Origin of the sequence: Amycolatopsis sp. Poz14 (assembly GCF_006704225.1) — a bacterium.
GTDB classification, from domain to species: Bacteria; Actinomycetota; Actinomycetes; order Mycobacteriales; family Pseudonocardiaceae; genus Amycolatopsis; species Amycolatopsis nivea.
In genome coordinates this window covers 6514962-6538248 of sequence record NZ_JACLHD010000001.1, presented here as the reverse complement: position 1 = coordinate 6538248, position 23287 = coordinate 6514962, and the positions used below count along the sequence as shown (strand labels likewise).

The following is a 23287-nucleotide window of genomic DNA, read 5'->3' as shown; positions in this document are numbered from 1 at the left end:
GTTCCGCTGCCGGCCTAGGCCAGCGGATCGAGGGCGCTTCCGTCGAAGAACCTACCTGCGCTGTACACCATCGACGGGATGTCGGCGGCCTCCGCGTGGACGACCCGGCAGATGAACACCGTGTGCGTGCTGGCCAGCAGCCGCTCGCGGATCTCGACCTCCATCCGCGCGGCGCTGCCCTCCAGCAGCGGGCTGCCGTGCGGGCCCGGCGTCCAGTCCAGGCCCGCGAACTTGTCGGCGGATTTCGTTGCGAACGTGTTGACGACGTCGAGCTGCCCGGCGGACAGGATGTTGATCGCCAGGTGCCCGGTCCGGTACAGGCAGTCGTGCGTGGAGGACGTGTGCTGGACGGCGACCATCACCGTCGGCGGGTCGAGCGAGATGCTGGAGAACGCGTTGACGGCGAGCCCGCGCGGGGTGTCGCCGTCGAGCGCGGCCACGACGGTGACGCCGCTGACGAACCGGCTGTTGACCTGCTTCATCAGGTCCGGGTCGGGGAAGGTCATCGGGGTGTTCCTCGGCGGGATCGTGGAAGTCATGGCGGTCACCGGTCCTGTCCGACGGCGACGATGCCGAGTGCGGTGAGCAGGGCGCGCGGGTCCCAGGTGACCGTCTCCTCGAAGATGCGGTCTTCGCTGAACCGCGCGAAGGTGGCGCCGTTGACCGCGACGGACCGGTTGGTCGCGGGAACGCCGAGGAACGACTCGGTGTGCGAACCGGTGCTGTGCCAGCGGATGGCCGCGCGGTCGCCTTCGACGACGATCTCGTCCACGACGGTCGTCAGGTCCGGGAACGCGGAGCGGGTCGAGACGATGGAGGCTTTGAACTGGTCGCGGTCGTGTTCGGCGCCGCCGCTTTCGATCCGGCGGTAGCCGGGGCTGAGCAGGTCGTCGAGAGCGTCGACCTCGCCGCGGTCCCAGGCGCTCTCCCAGGCGGCGCGGATGCGGTCGCGCCGGGAGTCGTTGTCGGCCATCACGATGTGTCCCTTCTCTTGGTGCGGGGCGGTCAGGACGCCCGGGCTGTGCTCTTGACCTCGGCGGCCTTGACGGCGGGGTCGTCGAAAACCGGCTTCTCGCGGTGCCACAACGGCGGCAGCCGGTAGGTCAGGACGAAGACGATCGCCGCGACGCCGAAGCCGACGAAGTACGACAGGTCGCCCCACTCGGGATGCGCTTTCGCCATGGGGCCCACGTAGAACGACAGGTTCCAGAACAGCGCGGAGACCGCCGCGCCGACCACCCAGGCGACGAAACCCCATTCCAGGATCCGGCGGGAGTCGTAGAGTTCGGCGATGCGCGACCGGTCGCGCCGGTGCCCGAGCGCGTAGTCGAGCAGCAGCACCGCGCCGAACGGGGCGATCAGGTACGCGCCCAGGAACAGGAAGGTCTTGAACTTCGCCTCGAAACCTTCGTCCGCCCACAGGCTGATCGCGTAGGCGACCGCGCAGATGGCGGTGACCGCGGTGCGGCGGCTGATCGGGATCCGCAGCGTCTGCACCGAGATCGCGCCGCCGTAGACGTTCAGGAAGTTCTGCGAGAACGACGAGATCAGGATGACCAGCAGCGCCGGGATGTGGAACGGGCCGGTGAGCCGGTCGAGCGCCTCGATGGGGCTTTCGCCGGACGCGGCCGAGTTGCCCAGCAGCGCGCCCGCGATGCCCAGCCAGGACAGCGACAGGAAGTTGCCGGCGAAGGTCCAGATGCCGGTGGCGCGGTTGACGCGGTTGCTGTCGGGCAGGTAGCGGGAGTAGTCGGAGGCGAACGGCCACCAGGCGATCAGGAACGACAGGAAGTAGCCGGCGAAGGTGATCCAGCCGCCGGTGCCGCCGATCCAGCCGGACGCGTGCGGGTTGGACTGGAAGCTGCCGGTCCAGCCGCGGCTGACCGAGACGACGGTGATCATCACGAAACCGAAGAACAGCACGACCGCGAGGATCCGCTCGAGATAGTGGATCATGTTGTAGCCGAACACGGCCACGACCAGCTGCAGCACGACCAGCACGAGCGTGCCCAGCCAATAGGGGATGCCCGGGGCGAGCGCCTTGAGCGCCTGGCCGCCGAGGATGACGGTGACCGCGGCCCAGCCGATGCCCGCGAAGACGTTCACGTAGGCGACCGGGATGAAGTTCCCGAAGAACCCGAGCGGCCCGCGGGCCTGGATCTGCTGGGCGACGCCGAGGCGCCCGCCCATCCGGGAGAAGACGCCCATCAGCACCGCGCCGAGCAGCGAACCGCCGATGATCGCGGTGACCGCGGACGTGAGCGACAGCCCGAAGCCGGACGCGACGAACCCGAGCACCATGATCGGGAAGTTCATGCCGGCCGCGAACCAGATGAAGAACTGCGAAACCGGCTTGCCGTGCCGTTCGGAGTCGGGGATCGCGTCCACTCCGTACGGTTCGACCACCGCGATCCGGTCGCGGTAGTGCAGGTCCGGTGCTTCCCCGGCCGGTACCGGGGATGCAGCGTCGTTGCTGGGCATCGGATCACCTTTCGCAGGGGGATCGAAGCGCGGGAGACAAGGCGGACGACGGGGCGTCCGGATCGGCCGGTACTGCGGCGGGGCCGCTTCCCTGGCATGCAAGAGAAGGTAAGCGCGGCCACGCTTGCATGTCAATGGGTTGCGGCCGCCAGTGCGGGGGAGGACGCGGCGGCCCGGCTGGTGGCCAAGCCGAGAAACCGCACTTGATCTGCTGTTATGTACTTCCGATCTGCGTCGAACTGGGGCTTTTGACGAGTGGGACCGGTGCGGTCCACACCCGATCTCTTGACGTCTGACCCGTCCCGACTTACGGTCTGTGGCATGCAAGAGGAAGTGAGCGCTGACGAGATCGGCCTGCGCAAGGTCGTGGTCTACCGCGAAGAGGTGGTCGCCGAGGCCGGTGCGCCGCCCGCGCGGCCCGCCGTGCAGGCGAGCGTCGCCGCGGTGCTGCGGAATCCGTGGCTGGGCACGAGTCCTTCGCGGGACCTGTCGCCGGAGGTCGTGTCGATCGCGCCGGTCCTGGCCCGGGTGCTGACCGGCCGGCTGCTGGACGCGCTGGGCGGGGTCGACGCCGTCGAGGCGTTCGGGAAGGCCGCGGTGGTCGGCAACGCCGGCGAGATCGAGCACGGCGGCGCGCTGATCCACACCCCGTACTTCGGCAACCTGATGCGCGAGTTCCTCGACGGCGAATCGATCATCTGCTTCGCCGACACCCGCGCGGAGGCCGGGACGACGCTGGTGGTTCCGTTGTGGCACAAGACCCACGCCGCGACCCGGAGCCACTACCAGACGGTCGCCACGCGGATTTCCGACGCCCCCGGGCCCGGCGAGATCGTCGTCGTCGCCGCGGCCTCCACCGGCCCCCGCCCGCATCCCCGCATCGGGGACCGCACCACCGATCCCGCTGTCACCTCGAAGAAACTGGAGAGCGTTCCGTCATGAAGCTGCGCAAGATCGTCACCGTCGTCGAGGAGACCCTCACCGAGGGCGGCCGCCCGGTGGAGCCGGCCGCGCGGGTCGCCGTGGTCGCCGCGATCATCGAAAACCCTTGGCACGGACAGGGTTTCGTCGACGACCTGGCTCCCGGGATCGAGGCGACGGCCTCGGACGTCGGCGCCCTGCTCGCCCCCCGGGTGATGGAGGCGCTGGGCGGGCCCGCGGAGGCGTACGGCAAGGCCGCCATCGTCGGGCTGGAGGGCGAGATCGAGCACGGCTCGGCGCTCATCCACACCTTGAAGTTCGGCGACCACTTCCGCAAGGCGGCCAACGCCACCACGCTGCTGCCCGCCGTCGAGAAGCGCGCGCCGGCGGGGATCGTCTTCGACATCCCGCTCAAGCACATCACCGACGCCACGATCCGCTCGCATCACCAGACGGTCGAGGTCCGCATCGCCGACGCGCCGCACGCCGGCGAGATCGTCGTGGCCCTCGCCGCCGCCGCGCAGGGACGTCCCCAGCAGCGGCTCGCTCCGCTCACCACCGAGCAGTAGCCGCCGATGACCGCGCAGACGCTGGTTCTCCTGCACGGTGTGGGCCTCGAGCGCACCGTGTGGGAGCCGGTGACCGCACTGCTCGGCGGCCGGTTCCGGATCGTCGCGCCCGATCTGCCCGGCCACGGCTCGCGTCCGCCGGTACCCGAGGGCACGACGCTGGGCGATCTCGCGGCCGGCGTCGCCGGAGAAATCCCGCCCGGCGCGCACGTGGTGGGATTCTCGCTCGGCGCGCTCGTGGCGCAGCATTTGGCGGTGCACCGCCCGGAACTCGTGGCGACGCTGACCTCGGTCAGTTCGGTCTGCCGTCGCACCGAGGCCGAACGGGCGGCGGTGCTGAAGCGCCTGGCCACGGCGGAGGCCGACCCGCGAGCGAGCACGGCCGCCTCGCTGCACCGGTGGTTCGACGGGACGAACGTGTCCGCGGACCGGATCCGCGCCACCGAAGCCACGCTGGAAGCCAATGATCCGGCCAGTTTCGCCCGCTGCTACCGCGTGTTCGCGACGGCCGACGCGGAGATCGGGCCGCGGCTCGGGGAGATCCGGGCTCCGGCGCTCGCGGTCACCGGCGAACTGGACCCGGGCTCCACGCCGGAGATGACCCGCCGGCTCGCCGAGGCCGTCCCGGACTGCACGGCGGAGGTGATCCCGGGCGCCCGGCACATGCTTCCCGTCCAGAACCCCCGCGAACTCGTCACCTGTTTGACCGCATTCATCGGAAGGTGCTCCCATGTCTGAGCCGCGACGGCTGTACCACTTCATCGGCGGCAAGCCGACGCCGCCGGATTCGGGCGAGTATTTCCCGAGCACCAACCCGGCCACCGGCGAAGTCCTGTACGAGGCGGCGCGCGGCAACCACCGCGACATCGCCGCCGCGGTGGAAGCCGCCCGCAAGGCGTTCGACGACTCGCAATGGCAGGAGCTGAGCCAGACCCGGCGCGGTCATCTGCTGCGCCGCCTCGGCGACCTGATCGCCGAGAACGCCGAAGAACTCGCCCGTTCGGAAAGCCTCGACAACGGGAAACTGCTGCGCGAAATGCGCGGCCAGCTCGCCACTCTGCCCGAGTACTACCACTACTACGCCGGGCTCGCGGACAAGATCCAGGGCGACGTGATCCCGACGTCCGACCGGCGGGTCCTCAACTACACCGTCCGCGAGCCGCTGGGCGTCGTCGGCGCCATCACGCCGTGGAACTCCCCGCTCACCCTGACCGGCAGCAAACTCGCGCCGGCCCTGTGCGCGGGCAACACGGTCGTGATCAAGCCGTCCGAGCACACGTCCGCGACGGTGCTGCGCCTCGCCGAACTCGCGGTCGAGGCGGGCTTCCCGCCCGGAGCGGTCAACGTCGTGACCGGGTTCGGCGGCGAGGCGGGACAGCCGCTGGTGGACCACCCCGGGCTCGCCAAGATCTCGTTCACCGGCAGCACCGCGACCGGGTCGCGGATCGCCGCCGCCGCGGCGGGCCGGTTCATCGGCTCGACACTCGAACTCGGCGGGAAGTCGCCGAACATCGTCTTCGAGGACGCGGACGTCGCGAACGCGGCGACCGGCGTGGTGGCGGGGATTTTCGCCGCCGCCGGGCAGACCTGCATCGCGGGCAGCCGGGTGTTCGCCCACCGCGCCGTGTACGACGAACTGCTCGAACGCGTCAGCGAACGAGCCCGCAGCATCCGCATCGGCGACCCGCTCGCCGACGACACCGAACTGGGCCCGCTCGCGTTCCCGGACCAGCGCGACAAGGTCGCGTCCTATGTGGACCTCGCGCGCAGCGAGGGCGCCCGGGTGCTGACCGGCGGCCGCGCCACCGACGGCGGGCTCGGCGGCTGCTTCTACGAACCCACTGTGCTCGTGGACGTCCACAATGGAATGCGCGCCGTGCGCGAGGAGATCTTCGGCCCGGTCGCCGCGATTATGCCGTTCGACACCGAGGACGAGGTCGTGGCGCTGGCGAACGACACCGACTACGGGCTCGCCGCGGGCGTGTGGACGACGAATCTCGCCCGCGCGCACCGGATGGCGGCGCGGCTGGACGCCGGCACGGTGTGGGTGAACACCTACCGCGCCATGTCGCCGATGTCGCCCCGGCAGGGCTTCAAGGCCAGCGGCGTCGGCGTCGAGCACGGCACCGAGACCATCAAGGAATACACCCGCCTCAAGAGCGTCTGGATCAACACCGACGAAGGCCCGGTGCCCGATCCGTTCGTGATGCGGGGCTGATCGTGCCGAACATCGACATCAGCCTCGCCGAGGGCCGGAGCGAACAGCAGATCCGCGACCTGATCTCGGCCGTGCACGAGGCGGTGCTCAGCACCGTCGGCGCCCGGCCCGAGCACATCCGCGTCCTCGTCCGCGAAATCCCCCGGACCCATTGGGCCACCGGGAACCAGACCATCGCCGAGATGCACGACGGCCGACCGAAGGAGTTTCAATGAGGTTCTCCCTCTTCGTCCACATGGAACGCTGGGACGAGCAGACCACCCACCGCGAGCAGTTCGAGAACCTGGCCGAACTGGCGCTCATGGCCGAGGCCGGCGGGTTCGGCACCGTGTGGGTCGGCGAGCACCACGCGATGGAGTACACGATCGCGCCCAGCCCGATGCCCGTCCTCGCCTACCTCGCCGCCAAGACCAGCACCATCCGGCTCGGCGCGGGCACCATCATCGCCCCGTTCTGGAACCCGATCCGCGCCGCGGGCGAAACCGCGCTGCTGGACGTGATCAGCAACGGCCGCATGGAAGTCGGCGTCGCCCGCGGCGCCTACCAGATCGAATTCGACCGGCTCGCCCCCGGCCTGAAGGCCACCGACGGCGGCAAGCACCTGCGGGAACTGGTGCCCGCGGTCCGCGCGCTCTGGCAGGGCGACTACGCCCACGACGGCGAGATCTGGCAGTTCCCGACCGCGACCAGCGTCCCCAAGCCGGTCCAGCAGCCGACGCCGCCGATGTGGGTCGCCGCCCGGGACCCGGCGTCGCACGACTTCGCGGTCGAACAGGGCTGCAACGTCATGGTCACGCCGCTGATGAAGGGCGACGAGGAGGTGGCCGCGCTCAAGGAGAAGTTCGACACCGCGGTCGGCAACCACCCCGAGGTCCCGCAGCCGGAGATCATGGTGCTGCGCCACACCTACGCGCACTCGCCCGACGACCCCGACGGCTGGCGTCCGGCGGCCGCGGCGATTTCCCGGTTCTACCGCACCTTCGACGCCTGGTTCGGCAACAAGGCCGTGCCGGAGAACGGTTTCCTCGAGCCGAGCCCGGAATCGAAGTTCGCCGATCGTCCCGAATTCTCGCTCGATTCCTTGCACCGCACCGCGATGATCGGCACCCCGGAGGAGATCATCGCCCGCCTCAAGGAATACGAAGCACTGGGCATCGACGAGTTCAGCTACTGGACCGACAACAGCATGACGCACGAAGAGAAGAAGGAATCCCTCGCCCGCTTCATCTCCGACGTCGTGCCGGTCTTCTCCTGACAGTTCGCCGTCACGCGCCGTCGGGGTCGTTGCGCTTCTGGCGCAGGGATCGGCGCACCAACATCGCCGTCAGCACGATGATGACCAGGGCCAGCGCCACCACGGTATCCGGTATAGCGCCGAAAACCCGCTGGACCGTCTGCTGCGCCTCGAATTGCTGGTCGACGCCGACCGCGGCCCCGACGGCTGCGGTGCCGTCGGTGGCCAGGAACAGCACGCCGATGGCGATGAACAGCAGGCCGGAGATCAGGGACGTCGACTGGGTGCGCAGCGGGCCGATCCGCAGCTCGCGGCCGCGCAGCCAGCGTCGCGAAGACAGGCGCAGGCGGTCCCACAGCAGGGCCAGCGCGAACAGCGGTGCTGCCATCCCGACGGCGTAGACGGCCATCAGCAAGGCACCGTAGGCCGGGTGCGCGCCGAGCGCGGCGACGGTCAGAATGCCGCCCAGCAGCGGGCCGGAGCAGAATCCGGCGAGGCCGTACACCGTGCCGAGGGCGAAAACGGAGACCAGGCTGGAGATTCGCCATTTCCCGGCGAACCGGCCGGCGGCGGTGCTGCCGAATCCGAGGCCGACGATCGTCATCAGCCCGAGCAGAACCAGCAACGCGCCGCCCACGGTGGTGGCGATGCTGCGATAGCGGGTGAGCAGTTCCCCGATCGCCGCCACCCCGGCGCCCAGCGGCACGAGCACGACCATGAGACCCGCGAGGAAGGCCGCGGTGCGCGAAAGCAGCGCGCCGACTGTGCCGAACGCGTAAGCGAAAAACGACGGCAGCAGCAGCGCGGCACACGGGCTGACCAGAGAAAGGAGACCGCCGAGGAACGCGGTGAGCAGGCTGACGCCGGTCACGACGCGCCGGCCAGGGCGCGGTCGATCTGCTGCTCGAACAGCTCGGTCGGCTGGGCGCCGAGGACCGGGTAGCCGTTGACGGAGAACGCGGGCGTGCTGGACACCCCGAGCGCGGACGCCTCGGCGAGGTCCGTGCGCACCTCCTGGGCGAGCTGCGGGGAGGCGGAGTCCTGCTGGAAGCGGGCCAGGTCGGGAACCCCGGCGGTGCGCGCGAACTCCAGGAGCCGGTCCGGGGGCAGGTCCGGGTGGCCCTTCTCGGGCGCGGCGTCGTAGAGAGCGTGGTTGAACTCCCAGAACTTCCCCTGCAGCGCCGCGGCGCGGCCCGCGATCGCCGCTTGCATCGACTGGTCGCCGAAGATGGGGAAGTCGCGCCACTCGATCCGCAGCTTGCCGGTGTCGACGTACCGTGTGGCCAGCGTGCGTTCGGTGTCCTTGCTGAACTTCGCGCAGAACGGGCACCGGTAGTCGGAGAAGATCACCATGGACACCGGCGCGTCCGGCTTGCCGAGCGCGAGCGGATCGCCGGGCTTGCGGTGCGCGAGTTCGCCGAGCGGGCCGAGGGACGGTTTGGCCGCCGGGGCAGCGGAGGCGGGCGAGGCGTTCGTGTCGGTCTTCGAGGAAATGACCGCGAAGACCACGAGTCCCAGCACGGCGACGGCCAGCGCCGCTGCGAGGACGAGGGTGGGAACTCCGCCGTTGCGCCGAGCCATGCCGCCGACTCCTCTACTAAGTCGATAGTAGTTGACTACTAAGAACCTAGTAGACAGCGATGACCGGAGATCAGCCGGGGCCGGGAAGTCAGCTGGTGCGGCTCAGGCAGAGCAGCGTGAGCGACGCGACCGCCATCGCGGCGGACACCAGCGGCGGCAAGAGCGCAGTGGTTCCGGCGAGGCCGCGGGAGATCGCCCCGGAGCGCCGCAGCATCGGCGAGCGGGGCCGCGTCAGCCACGAAACCCTGGCCTGTACGTGCGCGCCGAAACCGACGACACCGGGCGGTGCAGGGGCGGGTGCCATCGAGTGCAGGGCACCAGTGACGGCGGGAAGACCGCACGCGTTGACCGCCGCGGCGTCCGCGGAAAGCTCGCACAGCACGGAAATCGCGGCCGGGGCGGCTCGGCACAACGGAACCCACGGCAGTGCGCGGGCCATCGAATGGGCGAGGGTGACCGCGAGGTGGTGCCGTCCGCGCAGATGCGCTCGTTCATGCGCGAGCACGGCTTCGGCGACGTCGTCGTCGAGGCGGTCCACCGCGGTCGAGGCGACGACGATCCCGCGGCGGAACCGGCCGATCGAGAACGCGAGCGGCTGTTCGCTAGGCACCCACCAGACGTCGCCGGACACCCGCGCCACCGCGCGCAGGGTCCTCGCGCGGTCGCGGCGGTTCCGGCTGCCGCTGACCAGATCCGCGGTCAGCACGCTGCCGAGCCGGACGAGGAGCAGCAGCACAGTGAGACCGGTGAGGAGCCGGGTCAGCAGGAGCCACGGGAACGCGGAGTGGCCGATCGCCCGCCAGCAGACGGTGGCGAGCCCGAGCGCTCCGTCGGGGACGGCCGGGTCGGGGCTCAGCAGGATCACGGCCGCCGACAGGGCGGTCGCGATCATCGAGAGGGCGGCGACCAGCCACGCGCACAGCGACAGGGCGGGATGGACCCGCGGCGTGCTGCCGGGCCGCAGGTAACGGGGTGCCCCGGCGGCGATGACGACCGAGGCGAGCAGGAAGGCGACGGCGAGCGTCACGAGCGCTCCGGCTTCCGGGGCTCGTCGAGGGCTTGGCGCAGGAACTGCGATTCCTCGGTGTTCATGTCGCGCGCGAAGCTCATCAGCACCCCGCGCGGATCACCCAGCGAGTCGAGCAGATCGCGAAGCATCTGCGCCCCGGCTTCCTCCCGCGCGCGGGCAGGACGGTAGGACCACGCGCGCCCGTCGCGTTCCCGGACGACCCAGCCTTTGGTGTGCAGGTTGTCGAGCACGGTCATGACGGTGGTGTAGGCGAGATCGCGCTCGGCCCGCAGCGTCGAATGGACCGCACGGACGGTCTGGGGGACGTCCGAGTCCCACAGCGCCGCCATGATTCGGCTTTCCAAGTCACCTAGACCAGCCACCACAGTGATGTACCACAGCCGGGTCGGACGGGTGTCTCCCGGTGGTGCCTGCTGACGCGAATCGCCCGCCAACTGTCCGGCGGGCGATTCGGCTGATCACTGGGATTCCGGCATGGCGTGTTCTGGATTCGGCGGCCCCGCCGTCCCGTTGTTCAGTCGACGACGCAGCACCGCGACCCACCACAGGAACCCGACCCCCAGCACGACCGCGGCAGTGACCGCGTTCTGCCGGTTCTCCTCCGGCACCGTCAGGGCAGCGACCACCGCGGCGCACCAGAGCAGGCCGAGCACGACGACGGGGTTCAGCCAGCGGCCGAGGTCGAAGACGCCGGGCCGGGCAGCGGGGATGCGGCCTCGGCGGGCGGCGATGGCGGTCGCGGTCAGGGTCAGGCCGTAGACCAGGTAGTAGGTCAGGCCGACCATGGCGTAGATCTGGCCGACGATGCCGCCGTTGAGCAGGTTGAGGCCGATCGCGACCGCGGCGACGAAGACGATCGCCCGGACCGGGGCGCGGCTGCGGCTGCCGACCTTCTGCAGGCCCCGGGACGCGGGCAGCATGTTGTCGCGGGACAGCGCGAAGGTCATCCGGGTCGCGACCGCCATGTTGGCGATCAGGCAGGCGAAGATCGAGGCGAAAGCGACCACGATCATCATCGCCCTGGCGAACGGCCCGAGATGCACGGCGAGCAAGCGCAGCACCGGGTTTTCCGCGCTGGCGAAGAAAGTCGCGGGGTCGGAGGGCAGGGCCATGCCGAGCAGCGCGAAGATCAGGAAGCCGATGACGCCGGATACGAGCACGGCCCGGAACATCGCGCGCGGGGCGGCGCGGCGGGGGTCGAGCGTTTCCTCCGCGAGGTCGGCGGCTCCTTCCCAGCCGAGGAGCACGTAGACCGGGAGCAGGGCCGCCAGGGAGATTCCGGTGAGGGTCGCCGCGCCTCCGCTCAGCGGGTGGGTGTCGGTCAGGATCCGGGGGCCTTCGGTGTGCCCGAAGAACACGAGCAGCCCGGCGACCAGCACGATGCCGAGGACGACGGTGCCGATCAGTTCGATGGACGCGCCGATGTTGTTGATCCGCGTCGCGACCTTGACCCCGATGATGTTCAGCCCCGCGACCACGACGGTGCAGCCGATGGACAGCGCTTGCACCTGGCGCGGCGTCGGGTCCGTCCAGATTTCCGGCGCGAACACGGTGCCGACCGCGGCGGCCGTCCCGGCGGTGCCGGCGAGGAACGAGACCAGCGCGATCCAGCCGGTGAACCAGCCGAAGTTCGGGCCGACCAGCCGGCTCGACCATTGGTAGGCGTAGCCGGTGATGGGGATCCGCCCGGCCAGGTGCGCGTACACCGCGACCAGGGTGAGGACCAGCAGCAGCACCGGCAGCCACAGGAAGACCGCCGAACCGCCGAGGTACTGGTAGGGATCGGTGAACAGGGTGATGATGCCGGTGTTGATCGACACCATCGAGAACGCGAGCGCGAACGCGGTGAACGAGCTCATGGTCCGGCGCAGCTGCGGCCGGTAGCCGAGCGTGGCGAGATCGTCGTCGTCGGAAACCCGTGCGGCGCGGGCCCGGGTGGCGCCCGGGTGTTCCGGCGCGTTCACCGGACGCCGGTCCCGTAGTCGCGTTCGACCTCGCCGAGCACGTCGTTCAGGACGTCGAGAGCGTGCGAAAGCTGGTCCCGGCTGATGTCGAGCGGCGGCTTGATCTTGATCAGGCTGCCCAGGTTCGCGTAGCGGCTTTCCCCGAAGATCACTCCCTTGCGTTGCGCCCGAAGGAAAACCTCGTGCGCTTCGGCGGGCGCCGGTTCCTTGGTCGCCCGGTCGCGGACCAAATCGATCGACACCATCAGGCCGGGGGAGCGGACGTCGCCGATCAGCGGGTGGCGCGTCTGCATCTCCCGCAGCCGCTCGGTCGCATAGGCACCGTGCTCGGCCGCGCGGGCGGGCAGGTCGTCCTCGATGATCGCTTTGACCGTCGCGAGCCCGGCGGCGATCGAAACGGGGAACTGGCCGAAGGTGAGCTGGTCGTCGCCGGCGAGGAACTTCGCGTGCTCGTGCTTGGCGAGGACCCCGGCGAGCGGGAAGCCGCCGCCGACGCCCTTGCCGAACACGAGGATGTCGGGGTCGAGGCCGTAGTGCTCGCTCGCCCACATCCGCCCGGTCCGGCCGAATCCGGTCTGCACCTCGTCGACGATCAGCAGCATCCCGAATTCGTCGCAGAGCTCGCGGATGCCCCGGTGCCAGCTCGCGGAGAACTCGTTGTGCCCGCCGTTGCCCTGGATCGGTTCGTAGATCAGGGCGGCGACCGGGCCTTCGGCGCCCTTCTCCAGGATGTCGCGGACGACGGCGAGCGTCAGTTCGGTGTCCTCTTCGGCGGTCCGGCCGAGCCGGGGGCGGAACAGGTCCGGCCGGGGCAGCCGCAGGAACCGGGGCTGCAGCCGGGCGAACGCGTTGCCCGGATGCGGCCAGCTGGCTGCCATGGTGGCGATCGACCGTCCGTGGTACCCGTCGTGCAGCACCGCGACGTGTTCGGCGTCCGGGCGGTTGCGCAGGGCGAGTTTCAGCGCCATCTCCACCGCCATCGACCCGTGCAGGGTGAACCCGACCCGGTTGAGGTCGCCGGGGGCGATGGACACCATGAGCGCGGCCAGCTCGAGCAGCGCCGGGGTGTGGAAAGTGGGGCGGGCGTGGGTGAGCTCCCGGGTCTGCGCGATCGCGGCCTCGATGACGCGCTCGTCGCCGGCGCCGAGGTTGTTCGACCAGGCCTGCGCGGTGCAGTCGAGGTACTCGTTGCCGCGGTCGTCCCACACCAGCGAGCCCTGGGCGCGGACCAGGGTCAGCTTCTCCGGGTCGCCGCCGGCCGGCTCGTGCAGGAGGGCCTCCCGCCCGAGGAGGTGCAGGTCGGGCGTGTCCGTCAGCGTGCTCGTCACGGTTTCTCCTTGGCAGCGCGGTGGATGTCCGCCCGAGCGTAAGAACGCGAGGCGGTCCGGCGGAAAGACGGAATTGAGTAGACTTCATAGATGCTCTCTATGAATGTGGAGTTGCGGCACCTGCGCGCGTTCGTCGCCGTGGCCGAGGCGGCGAACTTCACGAGGGCCGCCGAGGCGCTGCTGATCTCCCAGCCGTCGCTGAGCTACACGATCCGCCAGCTCGAAGGGCAGCTGGGCTTCCGCCTGTTCGCGCGCACGACCCGCGCGACCGCGCTCACCTCAGCGGGGGAGACGTTCCTCGCCGAGGCACGGGCGGTGCTGGCCCGGTTCGACCAGGCGGCCGTCCTGGCGCGCCGGATGGCGGTCGGCGAGGTCGGCACGCTGCGCGTCGGGTACCTGATCGGCGCGGTCGTCGACCTGGTCCCGGCGATCATGCGGGCGTTCGCGGGCCGGTATCCGGACCTGGACGTCGAACTGGTGGAGTACGACTTCTCCGCGCCCCGGTGCGGGCTCGACACCGGCGAAACCGACGTCGCGATCGTCCGCCCGCCGCTGGATTTGCCCGACCTGCGCGAGCGAATCCTGCGCCGCGAAAAATGCGTCGCGTGCGTCCCGGAAGGACACCCGATCGCCGGGGAGCCGGAGGTCGGCGTGGCCCGCCTGCTGAGCGAGCCGATCGTCGCCGCTCCCGGCGACGGGCGGTGGCGGGATTCCTGGATCCTGACCGGCCTGCGCGGCGAATCCCCTGTGGTGGCTTGCGAAGCCGCCACGTTCGAAGCGGAGCTTCAGGCCGTCGCGTTGGGGCGGGGCTTGTCGATCGTGCCCGCTTCGGCCAGCCAGTTCTACGCGCGTCCGGGAGTGCGGTTCGTGCCGATCTCGGATCTTCCGGAGTGCACGGTCGCGGTCGCCTGTTCCGCGGACGCGCCGCAAGCCGCGAAGAACTTCGCGGAGGCCGCGGCGGAGACTGTGCGCGAGTTGTCCGATCGGCCTCAGTGAGCCATCGTCAGCGGCGGCGGACCGGTGGTGCCGCGGACGACCAGTTTCGGGTCGAGGACTGTCTCGGCCGGCGCGACGGTTTCGTCCTCGAGCCGGGCGACTGCCTGGCGGACGGCCTGTTCGGCGATCCGGTTCGCGTCCTGGCGGACGGTGGTCAGGTCGAAGTGCGAAAGATGCGACAGATGGCTGTCGTCGTAGCCGACCACCGACAGGTCTTTGGGCACGTCGAGCCCGGCTCGGGCGAACGCGTGCAGCAGGCCCGCGGCGCAGCGGTCGTTGCCGGCCAGGATCGCGGTAGGCAGGCGGTCTTCGTCCAGCAGCTGCCGGGCGGCGGCCATTCCGGCGTCTTCGGTGTACTCGCCGGGCAGGACGCGGGCGGGCAGTTTGTGCTTGCGCATCGCGCCGCGGTAGGCGCGGCGGCGGTCCGAGGCTCCCGGGCCCTTGCCGCCGTCGACGTGGACGATTTCGCGGTGGCCCAGTTCGGCCAGGTAGTCGATGGCTTGGCGGACCCCGACCGTGTCGGCGGTGTGGACGCTGTCCAGGTGTGCGCCGGGGACGCGCCGGCTGACTGACACCGCGACCGTGCGCCGGCCGAGTTCGGCGAGGTAGGCCTGCGGGGACGTGGGGCCGAGCAGGATCACCGCCTCGCAGCGGTGGCTCAGCAGGGCTTCCACCGCCTTGGCTTCGTCCCGTCCGGGGGCGCTGGCGGAGAGCAGCACGTCATAGCCCAGGCGTTCGGCCTCCGGGTAGATGCCCTCGACCAGGTCCGCGTCGAACGGCTGGTGCACGGTGAGCACGACGCCCAGCGTGCGGCTGCGGCCCCGGGCGAGCAGCCGCGCCGCGTTGTCCGGGTGGTAGCCGAGTTCGTCGGCGGCGCGCAGCACCCGCTGCCGGGTGGCCTCGCTGGCTCCGGGCTGGTCGCGGAAGACGAGCGAGACGAGCGCGCGGGAGACGCCGGCCTTGGCGGCGACGTCGACCATCGTCGGGCGCCGCGGCTTGCCCGCGGGTTCCGCGCCGTCCGCGGGGCCGGGCGGCACTCGGTCGGGCACGTGCGCTCCTCTCGTCGGCGTTCCCGGCGATTCTTCCAGGCTTTCCCGCCCGCCCTTGACACCCGGGTGTGACAGCCAGCATAGTTCTTCGCACTAGAGCGCGCTAGTAGAGCGCGCTAGACAGATTCCCTCCGACGTCCGGGAGGACCGCAAGTGACGACGATGTCCCGCATCACCGCCGGGAACCTGTGCCTCGGGTCGGCGCCCGACTCGTGGGGCGTGTGGTTCCCCGAAGACGAGCAGCAGGTGCCTTGGACCCGCTTCCTCGACGAGCTCGCGAGCGCCGGGTACCGGTGGTTCGAACTCGGCCCGTACGGCTACCTGCCCACCGACCCGCGGCAACTGGCCGACGAGGCCGCCGCCCGGGGCCTGCAGGTCTCCGGCGGCACCACGTTCGGCGCGTTGCACCGCCCGGAAAAGTGGGCCGAGACGGTCGCTACGGCCCGCCGGGTCGCGGAGCTGACCGCCGCCGCGGGCGCGCACCATCTCGTGTTCATCCCGCCGATGTACCGCGACGAGAAGACCGGCGCGTACACCGAAGAACCGCGGCTCACCGCGGAGCAGTGGAACTCGCTCGGCGGGCGCGCGAACGAACTCGGCCGCATCCTGCTGGACGAGTACGGCGTGCGGCTGGTCCTGCATCCGCACGCGGACAGCCACATCCAGACCCAGCCGGAGATCGAGCGGTTCCTGAACGAGACCGATTCCCGGTACGCCAACCTGTGCCTGGACACCGGGCACGTCGCCTACGGCGGCGGCGACAACCTCGACCTGATCCGCCGGTTCGCCGAACGCATCGGCTACGTGCACATCAAGCAGATGGACGCGGACGTGCTCGCGCAGGTGGCCGCCGAAGGGCTGTCGTTCGGCGAAGCGGTCAAACGAGGCGTGTGCGTCGAGCCGCCCGCGGGCGTGCCGGACCCGGCGTCCGTCGTCGAGGCACTGTCCGCTTTGGACGCGGAGCTGTTCGTGATCGTGGAACAGGATCTCTACCCGTGCGCGGCCGAGGTCCCGCTGCCGATCGCGGTGCGCACCCGCGAATATCTCGCCGCGCAGGGACTGGCCGGCACCGCCCGGCCGCGCCTGGGCTGAACACGATCCGGGGAACCACGGGGAAACTCACGCGCCAGTGGGGTCTGGCGCACCGAACCGGGAGCAACCGCATGAGTCACGTCCGGGCAACGACGCCACCGGCCGTACCGCTTGAGGAGAAGGGCCCGCATTCCCGCCGGCTGCGGCTGGTCACCGTCATCGCGACGTTCGGCGGCCTGCTGTTCGGCTACGACACCGGGGTCATCAACGGCGCGCTGCCGTACATGAAGGCCGACCTCGGCCTGTCCCCGTTCACCGAAGGGCTGGTCACGAGTTCGCTGCTGCTGGGAGCCGCGCTCGGCGCGATCCTCGGCGGGCGGCTGGCCGACCGGCGGGGACGGCGGCGCACGATCCTGGTGCTGGCCGCGATCTTCCTGATCGGCACGCTGGGCTGCACGCTCGCCCCGGTCACCGCCGTGATGGTGCTCAGCCGGTTCGTGCTGGGCCTGGCCGTCGGCGGCGCGTCGGTGACCGTGCCGACCTATCTCGCCGAAGTGTCGCCTGCGGAACGGCGAGGCAGGCTCGTCACCCAGAACGAGCTGATGATCGTGTCCGGCCAGCTGCTCGCGTTCACCTTCAACGCGTTCATCGGCAACGCGTTCGGCGAGAGCAACGGCGTGTGGCGCTGGATGCTGGTGATCGCGACCCTGCCCGCGGTGGTGCTGTGGTTCGGCATGCTGGTGATGCCGGAAAGCCCGCGCTGGCTGGTGTCGAAGGACCGGTTCGCCGACGCGCTGGCGGTGTTGAAGCAGGTGCGCTCGGAGCAGCGCGCGACGGCCGAACTCGACGAGGTGCGCCGGCTCGCGCTGGAGGACAAGAAGTCCCAGACCGGCGGGCTGCGCGACCTCGCCACTCCGTGGATCCGGCGGCTGGTGCTCGTCGGCATCGGGATCGGGGTCGTGCAGCAGGTGACCGGGGTCAACTCGATCATGTACTACGGCACGCAGATCCTCACCGACGCCGGGTTCTCCGCGAACAGCGCGCTGACCGCGAACATCGCCAACGGGGTGATCTCGGTGCTGGCCACCTTCGCCGGTATCTACCTGCTGGGCAAGGTGAACCGCCGCCCGATGCTGATCGCCGGGCAGATCGGCACGACGTCGGCGCTGCTGCTGATCGGGCTGTTCTCCCTGCTGCTGCCCGCCGGGCAGGGCCGGGCGTTCGTGGTGCTCGCGCTGACCATCACGTTCCTGGCGTTCCAGCAGGGCGCGATCTCGCCGGTCACCTGGCTGATGCTGTCGGAGATCTTCCCGCTGAAGCTGCGCGGGCTCGGCATGGGCATCGCGAGCCTGGTGCTGTGGCTGACGAACTTCGCGATCGGCCTGACGTTCCCGATCCTGGTCGACGCGCTGCACATCTCCATGACGTTCTTCCTGTTCGTGCTGCTCGGGCTGGCGGCGATCGCCTTCGTGGCGAAGGTCGTCCCGGAGACCCGCGGCCGCTCGCTGGAAGCACTGGAAACCGAGCTGCACCACCGGTTCGGCGCGCCCGCGCTGGCCGCGAAGGAGGGCTGAACGATGGCGGTGCTCGCCGCGGTCACTGACTCGCGGGAAGGGGATCTCGCGCTCGCTCGCGGGATCGAGGAAGCCGCGCTGCGCGGGACGAAGCTGCTGGTGGCGAACCTGCGGCTGACCCCGCTGGACGCGCCGGACGCGGCGGAGGTGCTGGACCGCCGCCCGGGCGTGGACGTCGCCGAGCACGTGCTCGACCTGCTGGCCGAGCGGGCCGGCGAGGTCGACCTGCTGGTGAGCGGGATGAAACGGCGTTCGCCGGTGGGGAAGCTCGTGCTCGGCAGCGTCGCGCAGCGGCTGCTGCTCGGCGCGGAGGTGCCTGTCCTGGCTGTGAAGACAGCCGAATACTGAAGAGGTGAAGGGAGAACCCGCCGTGACCGTACGCGTGGGAGTGATCGGGGCCGGGATGATCGGGCAGGACCACGTCCGGCGGCTGACCGACGTGGTCGCCGGAGCCGAGGTGGTCGCCGTGGCCGACCTCGACGCCGAACGGGCTGCGCGGGTCGCCGAGGCGGTCGGTGCCCGGGCAGCGGCCGACGGAGCTGACCTGATCGGACAGTCCGATGTGGACGCTGTGGTCGTCACGTCGTGGGGGCCGACGCACGCGGAGCACGTCCTGGCGGCGATCGCCGCGGGGAAGCCGGTGTTCTGCGAGAAGCCGCTGGCCACCACGGCGGAGGACTGCCTGCGGATCGTCGAGGCCGAGCAGGCCTTCGGCCGCCGGCTCGTGCAGGTCGGGTTCATGCGCCGCTACGACGCGGGGTACCGCGAGATGAAACGCGTGCTGGACGCGGGCGAGATCGGCACGCCGCTGATGGTGCACTGCGCGCACCGCAACGCGACGGTGCCGGAGAGCTACCACTCGGAGATGGCCGCGCAGGACACCGCCGTGCACGAGATCGACGTGCTGCGCTGGCTGCTGTCCGACGAGATCGTGTCCGCGCAGGTGCTCACGCCGCGGTCGACGGGGAACCGGTTCCCGCACCTGCGGGACCCGCAGATCATGCTGTTCGAGACCGCGGCCGGGGTGCGGATCGACCTCGAGGTGTTCGTGAACTGCCAGTACGGCTACGACATCCAGTGCGAGACGGTGGGCGAGGCCGGGCTGGTCCGGCTGCCCGACCCGTCGAGTCCCGCCGTGCGCACCGCCGGGTCGAGCCGGGTGGCGGTGCTCCAGGACTGGAAGCAGCGGTTCGCCGCGGCGTTCGACGTTGAGTTTCAGGAATGGATCGACACGCTCGCGGCCGGCCGCGAACCGGCCGGACCGTCCTCTTGGGACGGTTACGCCGCGACGGTGATAACCGACGCGACGGTGGAGGCCTTGCACACCGGCCGGGTGGTCGGGGTGACGATGAAGGACCGGCCCGCCTTCTACGCCGGGGACGCGCGGTGAAGCTGGGTGCCTACACCGCTTGCCTGCACGACCACACCCTGGCCGAGGCGCTCGACGTGCTGCGGGCCAACGGATTGACCTCGGCGGAGGTGAACAGCGGCGGGTTCCTCCCGGCCCCGCACTGCCCGGTCGACCTGCTGCTGTCCTCGGCCTCGGCGCGGCGCGAGTACCTGGCGGCGTTCGCGGAGCGCGGCATCGAGCTGACAGCGTTGAACTGCAACGGGAACCCGCTCAACCCGCTGCCGGGCGTCGGGCCGAAACACGCCGAGGACCTGCGCCGCAGCATCCGGCTGGCCGGGCTGCTCGGCGTGCGGAATGTCGTGACGATGTCCGGCACTCCCGGCTCGGACCCGGACGCGAAATACCCGTCGTGGGTGGTGAACCCGTGGGACGGCGTGTACCTGGACGTGCTGGACTACCAGTGGGACGTCGCGGCGGAGTTCTGGAACGAGATCGACGCGCTGGCCCGGGAAAACGGCGTGCGGGTGGCGATCGAGATGCATCCGCACAACCTGGCGTTCTCGCCGGTGACGCTCAAGCGGCTGGTCGACGAGACCGGCGCGACGAACCTCGGCGCGGAACTGGACCCGTCGCACCTGATGTGGCAGGGCATGGACGTGCTCGCCTGCATCCGGTGGCTGGGCCCGCTGGTGTTCCACGCCGCGGCGAAGGACGTGACGCTCTGCCCCGGGGCGGACGTCCGCGGCGTGCTGGACACGTCGTTCACCCGAGTGCCCGCTTCGCAGGAAGGCAAGGTCCCGACCGGGATCGGCTACTGGTGCTCGGCGTGGCCGCAGGACCCGGCGTGGAAGTTCGTCGCGGTCGGCCTCGGGCACGACACGGGCTACTGGACCGGTTTCCTGCGCGCGCTGCGGGAGGTCGACCCGGAAACCGCGGTGAACATCGAACACGAGGACGCCGCCTACTCGCAGACCGAAGGGCTCGCGCTCGCGGCGAAAAACCTGCACGCCGCCGCGCGCGACTTGTGAAGCCGATCCACGAGCGGGGCGGCCGGGGCATTCTCCCGGCCGCCCCGCCTGTCCTCCGGAGGAAACCGTGAAACTCGCTCTCGACCCGCAGATGTTCTACGCCACCCATTCCGTGCTCGACCTGCCGGACGTGGTGGCGCGCCTGGGCTACTCGTGGCTCGAACTGTCCCCGAAGGCCGACTTCATCCCATTCTTCGGCCACCCGCGCGCCGACGACGCCACGGTGGCGAAACTGCGCAAGCGCGCCGCCGACGCCGGGGTGGGCATCGCGTCGGTGCTGCCTGTGCTGCGCTGGTCCGGCCCGGGGGAGGAGGAACGCCAAGCCGCGGTGCGCGCGTGGAAGCGGGCGATCCAGATCGCGGTCGACCTGGGGGTGGACACGATGAACTCGGAGTTCAACGGCCGTCCGGAGGCCGCCGAGTTCGCCGAAAGCCAGTTCCTGCGCTCGATGGACGAGCTGATCCCGGTGTTCGAGCGCGAGGGCGTGAAGCTGGTGCTGGAACCGCATCCGGACGACTTCATCGAAGACGGCCATGCCGCTGTGCGGCTCGTGCGGGGGCTCAATCGGGAGTGGATCTCGTTCCTCTACTGCACGCCGCACACGTTCCATCAGGGCAACGATGCGGCGGGGATCATTGCTGACGCTGGGGACAAGGTCACTTACGTGCACCTCGCTGACACCCTCGACCACACTGCGTCGAGCGGGCTGCGGTACATCGTGAATCCGCCGGGTTCGACGGTCCGGGTCCATCAGCATGCCGAGATCGGGCGGGGCGAGGTCGATTTCGACGAGGTTTTCGCCGCGCTCGCCGACGTCGGGTTTGACGGGGTGGTGTCGTCGTGTGTGTTCGGCTGGGAGGAACGGGCGGAGGAGATTTCGGTGCGGCAGCGGGAGAAGGCTGCCGGGTTGGTGGAGAAGCATTTTGGGGGCGGGAAGCTTTAGGGCTACAGTGCGGTTTTCTCAGTAGTGCGGTGGGGGTGAAGCTGCTTCTGGCCGAGGGGCGCGGTTGGGCTGGTGCCGGCGTACGTGAGGGGAACCCTGAGGGAATCAGATTCCCTCAGGGTTCCCCTCACGTACGCGAAAACCTCCAGTGCCAGGGACTTAAGGCGGCCCTGCGGGTGCGTGGGGAGCGCGTCTGCCCGGGTCGGGAAGGCTGGGCTGGCTGTCGGCAGGCGGGCCGGTCGGGCGGAAGCGCGGTGTGCGGTCTGTGAGGGACCCCTTGAGGGAATCTGATTCCCTCAAGGGGCCCCTCACGGACTCACGGATACGGTCAGACGGATATCAGTCGGGCATTTCGGCGGGTTTGGTGTCCTGTGCGGACAGTCCGCAGGCCGAAGCCGCCCAGCTTAAGTCCCTGGCATTGACGAGAAAACCTCAGTGAAGGGGGCACGCCCGGCCGGGTGCGCCCCTTCGTCGTGGTTCAGTTAGCAGTCGGGAAGTTGAACGCCGCCCCGTGCGCCTCGGTCTCCGGCCACCGCGTGGTGACCACCTTGGCGCGCGTGTAGAACCGCACTCCGGCCGGGCCGTGGATCGGGCTGTCGCCGATGAGGGAGTCCTTCCAGCCGCCGAACGAGTAGTACGACATCGGGACCGGAATGGGCACGTTGACGCCGATCATGCCGACATGCACGCCGCGCTGGAAGCGGCGGGCCGCTTCGCCGCTCCCGGTGAAGATGGCGGTGCCGTTGCCGTACGGGTTGGCGTTGATCAGCGCAATCGCTTCGTCCACTGTGGACACTCGGACGACCGCCAGCACCGGGCCGAAGATTTCCTCGCGGTAGGCCTGCATTTCGGTGGTCACGTGGTCCAAAAGGGACGGTCCGACGAAGAAGCCTTCCTCGTGCCCGTCGACCGAGTGGCCGCGTCCGTCGACCACCACGGTCGCGCCTTCTTCGGCGCCGCGGGCGACGGCGGTGACCACGCGGTCGCGCGCGGCGGCGGTGACGACCGGGCCCATGTCGTTCGTGGCGTCGGAGCCGGGGCCGACCTTGACCTCGCGGGCCTTGCGTTCCAGCACGCCGATCAGCCGGTCGCCGGCGTCGCCGACCGCGACCGCGACGGAGATCGCCATGCACCGTTGCCCGGCGGAGCCGAACGCGGCGGCGGTGAGGTGGTTGGCGGCGTACTCGAGGTCGGCGTCGGGCAGCACGACGGCGTGGTTCTTCGCGCCGCCGAGGGCTTGGACGCGTTTGCCGGTCGCGGTGCCGCGCTCGTGCACGTACTTGGCGATCGGCGTGGAGCCGACGAACGACACCGCGGACACGCCCGGGTGGTCCAGCAGGGCGTCCACCGCGACCTTGTCGCCGTGCACGACGTTGAACACGCCGTCGGGCAGGCCGGCTTCGGCGTAGAGCCGCGCGACCAGGTTGGACGCGGACGGGTCGCGTTCGCTGGGCTTGAGCACGAAGGTGTTGCCGGCGGCGATGGCGACCGGGTGCATCCAGAGCGGCACCATGATCGGGAAGTTGAACGGGGTGATGCCCGCGACAACGCCGAGCGGCTGGCGGAAGTCGTGCACGTCGACGCCGCGGGAGACCTGGTCGGAGAAGCTGCCCTTGAGCGCGTCGGCGATGCCGCAGGCGTATTCGACGACCTCGCGGCCGCGCACGATCTCGCCGCGCGCGTCGTCGACGACCTTGCCGTGTTCGCTGGAGATGACGCGGGCGAGCTCGTCCTCGTGCTTGACCAGCAGTTCGCGGAAGGCGAAGAGGATCCGGGTGCGCTGGGTGAGCGAGGATTCGCTCCAGGACTCGGCGGCCTTCGCGGCGGCGGCGACGGCGGTGTCCACGTCGGCCGATTCGGCGAGCAGGACGGCGGACTGCTGTTTGCCGGTAGCGGGGTCGTAGACCGGCGCGGTGCGGGTGGAACCGGCGGGGGTGGAGACGCCGTTGATCCAGTGTTCGATGGTGTTCACTTCGCTCCTCGTCGAG

The 23287-nt window shown here is 70.3% G+C and carries 24 protein-coding genes; 13 read left to right on the top strand and 11 right to left on the bottom strand.

The window, feature by feature from the left end; all coding sequences use genetic code 11:
- Positions 1 to 14: 14 nt before the first annotated feature.
- From FKO37_RS30610 to FKO37_RS30600, 3 genes are read right to left on the bottom strand one after another with little or no spacing between them, the layout of a single operon-like run.
- Entirely contained in the window at positions 15 to 539 is a 525-nt protein-coding gene (locus tag FKO37_RS30610; RefSeq protein WP_238606726.1) for a flavin reductase family protein, read from the bottom strand.
- Positions 540 to 544: 5 nt separating this feature from the next.
- Entirely contained in the window at positions 545 to 973 is a 429-nt protein-coding gene (locus tag FKO37_RS30605; RefSeq protein ID WP_134666234.1) for an ester cyclase, read from the bottom strand.
- A gap of 32 nt (positions 974 to 1005) precedes the next feature.
- Entirely contained in the window at positions 1006 to 2481 is a 1476-nt protein-coding gene (locus FKO37_RS30600) for a cytosine permease (RefSeq protein WP_134665994.1), read from the bottom strand.
- Positions 2482 to 2802: 321 nt separating this feature from the next.
- Here FKO37_RS30600 and FKO37_RS30595 point away from each other — a divergent pair, with 321 nt between their 5' ends.
- From FKO37_RS30595 to FKO37_RS30570, 6 genes are read left to right on the top strand one after another with little or no spacing between them, the layout of a single operon-like run.
- Positions 2803 to 3423, top strand: coding sequence for an amino acid synthesis family protein (locus tag FKO37_RS30595; protein ID WP_238606725.1), 621 nt, complete (start codon positions 2803 to 2805; stop codon positions 3421 to 3423).
- On the top strand, positions 3420 to 3971 hold the full coding sequence (locus tag FKO37_RS30590; RefSeq protein ID WP_037814485.1) for an amino acid synthesis family protein: 552 nt from the start codon (positions 3420 to 3422) through the stop codon (positions 3969 to 3971). Before FKO37_RS30595 ends, FKO37_RS30590 begins: the two co-directional genes overlap by 4 nt.
- Positions 3972 to 3977: 6 nt before the next feature.
- On the top strand, positions 3978 to 4709 hold the full coding sequence (locus FKO37_RS30585) for an alpha/beta fold hydrolase (protein WP_238606724.1): 732 nt from the start codon (positions 3978 to 3980) through the stop codon (positions 4707 to 4709).
- A complete protein-coding gene (locus tag FKO37_RS30580) occupies positions 4702 to 6189 on the top strand; it encodes an aldehyde dehydrogenase (RefSeq protein ID WP_238606723.1) in 1488 nt (495 codons plus the stop codon). The genes FKO37_RS30585 and FKO37_RS30580 overlap by 8 nt, the downstream gene beginning before the upstream one ends.
- A gap of 2 nt (positions 6190 to 6191) precedes the next feature.
- Positions 6192 to 6404: a tautomerase family protein gene (locus tag FKO37_RS30575; RefSeq protein WP_037814481.1), complete on the top strand. Its 213-nt coding sequence runs from the start codon at positions 6192 to 6194 to the stop codon at positions 6402 to 6404.
- Positions 6401 to 7444 (top strand): LLM class flavin-dependent oxidoreductase, encoded by a 1044-nt coding sequence (locus FKO37_RS30570; protein ID WP_043827543.1) that lies wholly within the window; start codon positions 6401 to 6403, stop codon positions 7442 to 7444. Before FKO37_RS30575 ends, FKO37_RS30570 begins: the two co-directional genes overlap by 4 nt.
- 10 nt (positions 7445 to 7454) lie before the next feature.
- Here the strand turns inward: FKO37_RS30570 and FKO37_RS30565 are convergent, their stop codons facing one another.
- From FKO37_RS30565 to FKO37_RS30540, 6 genes are all read right to left on the bottom strand, one after another.
- Positions 7455 to 8294, bottom strand: coding sequence for a cytochrome c biogenesis CcdA family protein (locus tag FKO37_RS30565; protein WP_238606722.1), 840 nt, complete (start codon positions 8292 to 8294; stop codon positions 7455 to 7457).
- Positions 8291 to 9004 carry a thioredoxin domain-containing protein gene (locus FKO37_RS30560; RefSeq protein WP_238606721.1) on the bottom strand — a complete coding sequence of 238 codons (714 nt, stop codon included), beginning with the start codon at positions 9002 to 9004 and terminating at the stop codon, positions 8291 to 8293. Before FKO37_RS30560 ends, FKO37_RS30565 begins: the two co-directional genes overlap by 4 nt.
- Positions 9005 to 9092: 88 nt before the next feature.
- Positions 9093 to 10031: a M56 family metallopeptidase gene (locus tag FKO37_RS30555; RefSeq protein WP_051729047.1), complete on the bottom strand. Its 939-nt coding sequence runs from the start codon at positions 10029 to 10031 to the stop codon at positions 9093 to 9095.
- On the bottom strand, positions 10028 to 10396 hold the full coding sequence (locus FKO37_RS30550; protein ID WP_037814578.1) for a BlaI/MecI/CopY family transcriptional regulator: 369 nt from the start codon (positions 10394 to 10396) through the stop codon (positions 10028 to 10030). Before FKO37_RS30550 ends, FKO37_RS30555 begins: the two co-directional genes overlap by 4 nt.
- 96 nt (positions 10397 to 10492) lie before the next feature.
- The gene (locus tag FKO37_RS30545) at positions 10493 to 11998 is read right to left on the bottom strand and encodes an APC family permease (RefSeq protein WP_238606720.1); all 1506 of its coding nucleotides are present in this window, start codon (positions 11996 to 11998) and stop codon (positions 10493 to 10495) included.
- Positions 11995 to 13326: an aspartate aminotransferase family protein gene (locus tag FKO37_RS30540; protein WP_238606719.1), complete on the bottom strand. Its 1332-nt coding sequence runs from the start codon at positions 13324 to 13326 to the stop codon at positions 11995 to 11997. Before FKO37_RS30540 ends, FKO37_RS30545 begins: the two co-directional genes overlap by 4 nt.
- Positions 13327 to 13416: 90 nt before the next feature.
- Between FKO37_RS30540 and FKO37_RS30535 the strand changes: the two genes are divergently transcribed.
- A complete protein-coding gene (locus FKO37_RS30535) occupies positions 13417 to 14322 on the top strand; it encodes a LysR family transcriptional regulator (protein WP_238606718.1) in 906 nt (301 codons plus the stop codon).
- On the opposite strand, the gene FKO37_RS30530 is transcribed toward FKO37_RS30535, so the two are convergent.
- A complete protein-coding gene (locus FKO37_RS30530) occupies positions 14316 to 15371 on the bottom strand; it encodes a LacI family DNA-binding transcriptional regulator (RefSeq protein ID WP_308196552.1) in 1056 nt (351 codons plus the stop codon). The genes FKO37_RS30535 and FKO37_RS30530 overlap by 7 nt on opposite strands.
- 162 nt (positions 15372 to 15533) lie before the next feature.
- On the opposite strand from FKO37_RS30530, the gene FKO37_RS30525 reads away from it, so the two are divergent.
- The 6 genes from FKO37_RS30525 (at position 15534) to FKO37_RS30500 (ending at position 21299) form a co-directional block, all read left to right on the top strand.
- The gene (locus FKO37_RS30525) at positions 15534 to 16463 is read left to right on the top strand and encodes a TIM barrel protein (protein WP_134731703.1); all 930 of its coding nucleotides are present in this window, start codon (positions 15534 to 15536) and stop codon (positions 16461 to 16463) included.
- 71 nt (positions 16464 to 16534) lie between these two features.
- Positions 16535 to 17977: a sugar porter family MFS transporter gene (locus FKO37_RS30520; protein WP_238606717.1), complete on the top strand. Its 1443-nt coding sequence runs from the start codon at positions 16535 to 16537 to the stop codon at positions 17975 to 17977.
- Between the two features lie 3 nt (positions 17978 to 17980).
- Positions 17981 to 18325, top strand: a complete 345-nt coding sequence (locus tag FKO37_RS30515) for a universal stress protein (RefSeq protein WP_238606716.1) — start codon at positions 17981 to 17983, stop codon at positions 18323 to 18325.
- A 22-nt stretch (positions 18326 to 18347) separates the two neighbouring features.
- Positions 18348 to 19367 carry a Gfo/Idh/MocA family protein gene (locus tag FKO37_RS30510; RefSeq protein WP_238606715.1) on the top strand — a complete coding sequence of 340 codons (1020 nt, stop codon included), beginning with the start codon at positions 18348 to 18350 and terminating at the stop codon, positions 19365 to 19367.
- Complete coding sequence (locus FKO37_RS30505) at positions 19364 to 20356, top strand: sugar phosphate isomerase/epimerase (RefSeq protein WP_238606714.1); 993 nt, start codon at positions 19364 to 19366, stop codon at positions 20354 to 20356. Before FKO37_RS30510 ends, FKO37_RS30505 begins: the two co-directional genes overlap by 4 nt.
- Positions 20357 to 20423: 67 nt before the next feature.
- Positions 20424 to 21299, top strand: coding sequence for a sugar phosphate isomerase/epimerase (locus FKO37_RS30500; RefSeq protein ID WP_238606713.1), 876 nt, complete (start codon positions 20424 to 20426; stop codon positions 21297 to 21299).
- A 478-nt stretch (positions 21300 to 21777) separates the two neighbouring features.
- Here the strand turns inward: FKO37_RS30500 and FKO37_RS30495 are convergent, their stop codons facing one another.
- Positions 21778 to 23271 (bottom strand): CoA-acylating methylmalonate-semialdehyde dehydrogenase, encoded by a 1494-nt coding sequence (locus FKO37_RS30495; RefSeq protein WP_238606712.1) that lies wholly within the window; start codon positions 23269 to 23271, stop codon positions 21778 to 21780.
- Between the last annotated feature and the right edge of the window lie 16 nt (positions 23272 to 23287).

Coding starts and splice junctions, on each gene's coding strand:
- FKO37_RS30590 (WP_037814485.1), top strand. CDS start 3,420: ATGAAGCTGCGCAAGATCGTCACCGTCGTCGAGGAGACCCTCACCGAG.
- FKO37_RS30580 (WP_238606723.1), top strand. CDS start 4,702: ATGTCTGAGCCGCGACGGCTGTACCACTTCATCGGCGGCAAGCCGACG.
- FKO37_RS30585 (WP_238606724.1), top strand. CDS start 3,978: ATGACCGCGCAGACGCTGGTTCTCCTGCACGGTGTGGGCCTCGAGCGC.
- FKO37_RS30560 (WP_238606721.1), bottom strand. CDS start 9,004: ATGGCTCGGCGCAACGGCGGAGTTCCCACCCTCGTCCTCGCAGCGGCG.
- FKO37_RS30600 (WP_134665994.1), bottom strand. CDS start 2,481: ATGCCCAGCAACGACGCTGCATCCCCGGTACCGGCCGGGGAAGCACCG.
- FKO37_RS30525 (WP_134731703.1), top strand. CDS start 15,534: ATGTCCCGCATCACCGCCGGGAACCTGTGCCTCGGGTCGGCGCCCGAC.
- FKO37_RS30515 (WP_238606716.1), top strand. CDS start 17,981: ATGGCGGTGCTCGCCGCGGTCACTGACTCGCGGGAAGGGGATCTCGCG.
- FKO37_RS30610 (WP_238606726.1), bottom strand. CDS start 539: ATGACTTCCACGATCCCGCCGAGGAACACCCCGATGACCTTCCCCGAC.
- FKO37_RS30520 (WP_238606717.1), top strand. CDS start 16,535: ATGAGTCACGTCCGGGCAACGACGCCACCGGCCGTACCGCTTGAGGAG.
- FKO37_RS30535 (WP_238606718.1), top strand. CDS start 13,417: ATGCTCTCTATGAATGTGGAGTTGCGGCACCTGCGCGCGTTCGTCGCC.
- FKO37_RS30605 (WP_134666234.1), bottom strand. CDS start 973: ATGGCCGACAACGACTCCCGGCGCGACCGCATCCGCGCCGCCTGGGAG.
- FKO37_RS30595 (WP_238606725.1), top strand. CDS start 2,803: ATGCAAGAGGAAGTGAGCGCTGACGAGATCGGCCTGCGCAAGGTCGTG.
- FKO37_RS30570 (WP_043827543.1), top strand. CDS start 6,401: ATGAGGTTCTCCCTCTTCGTCCACATGGAACGCTGGGACGAGCAGACC.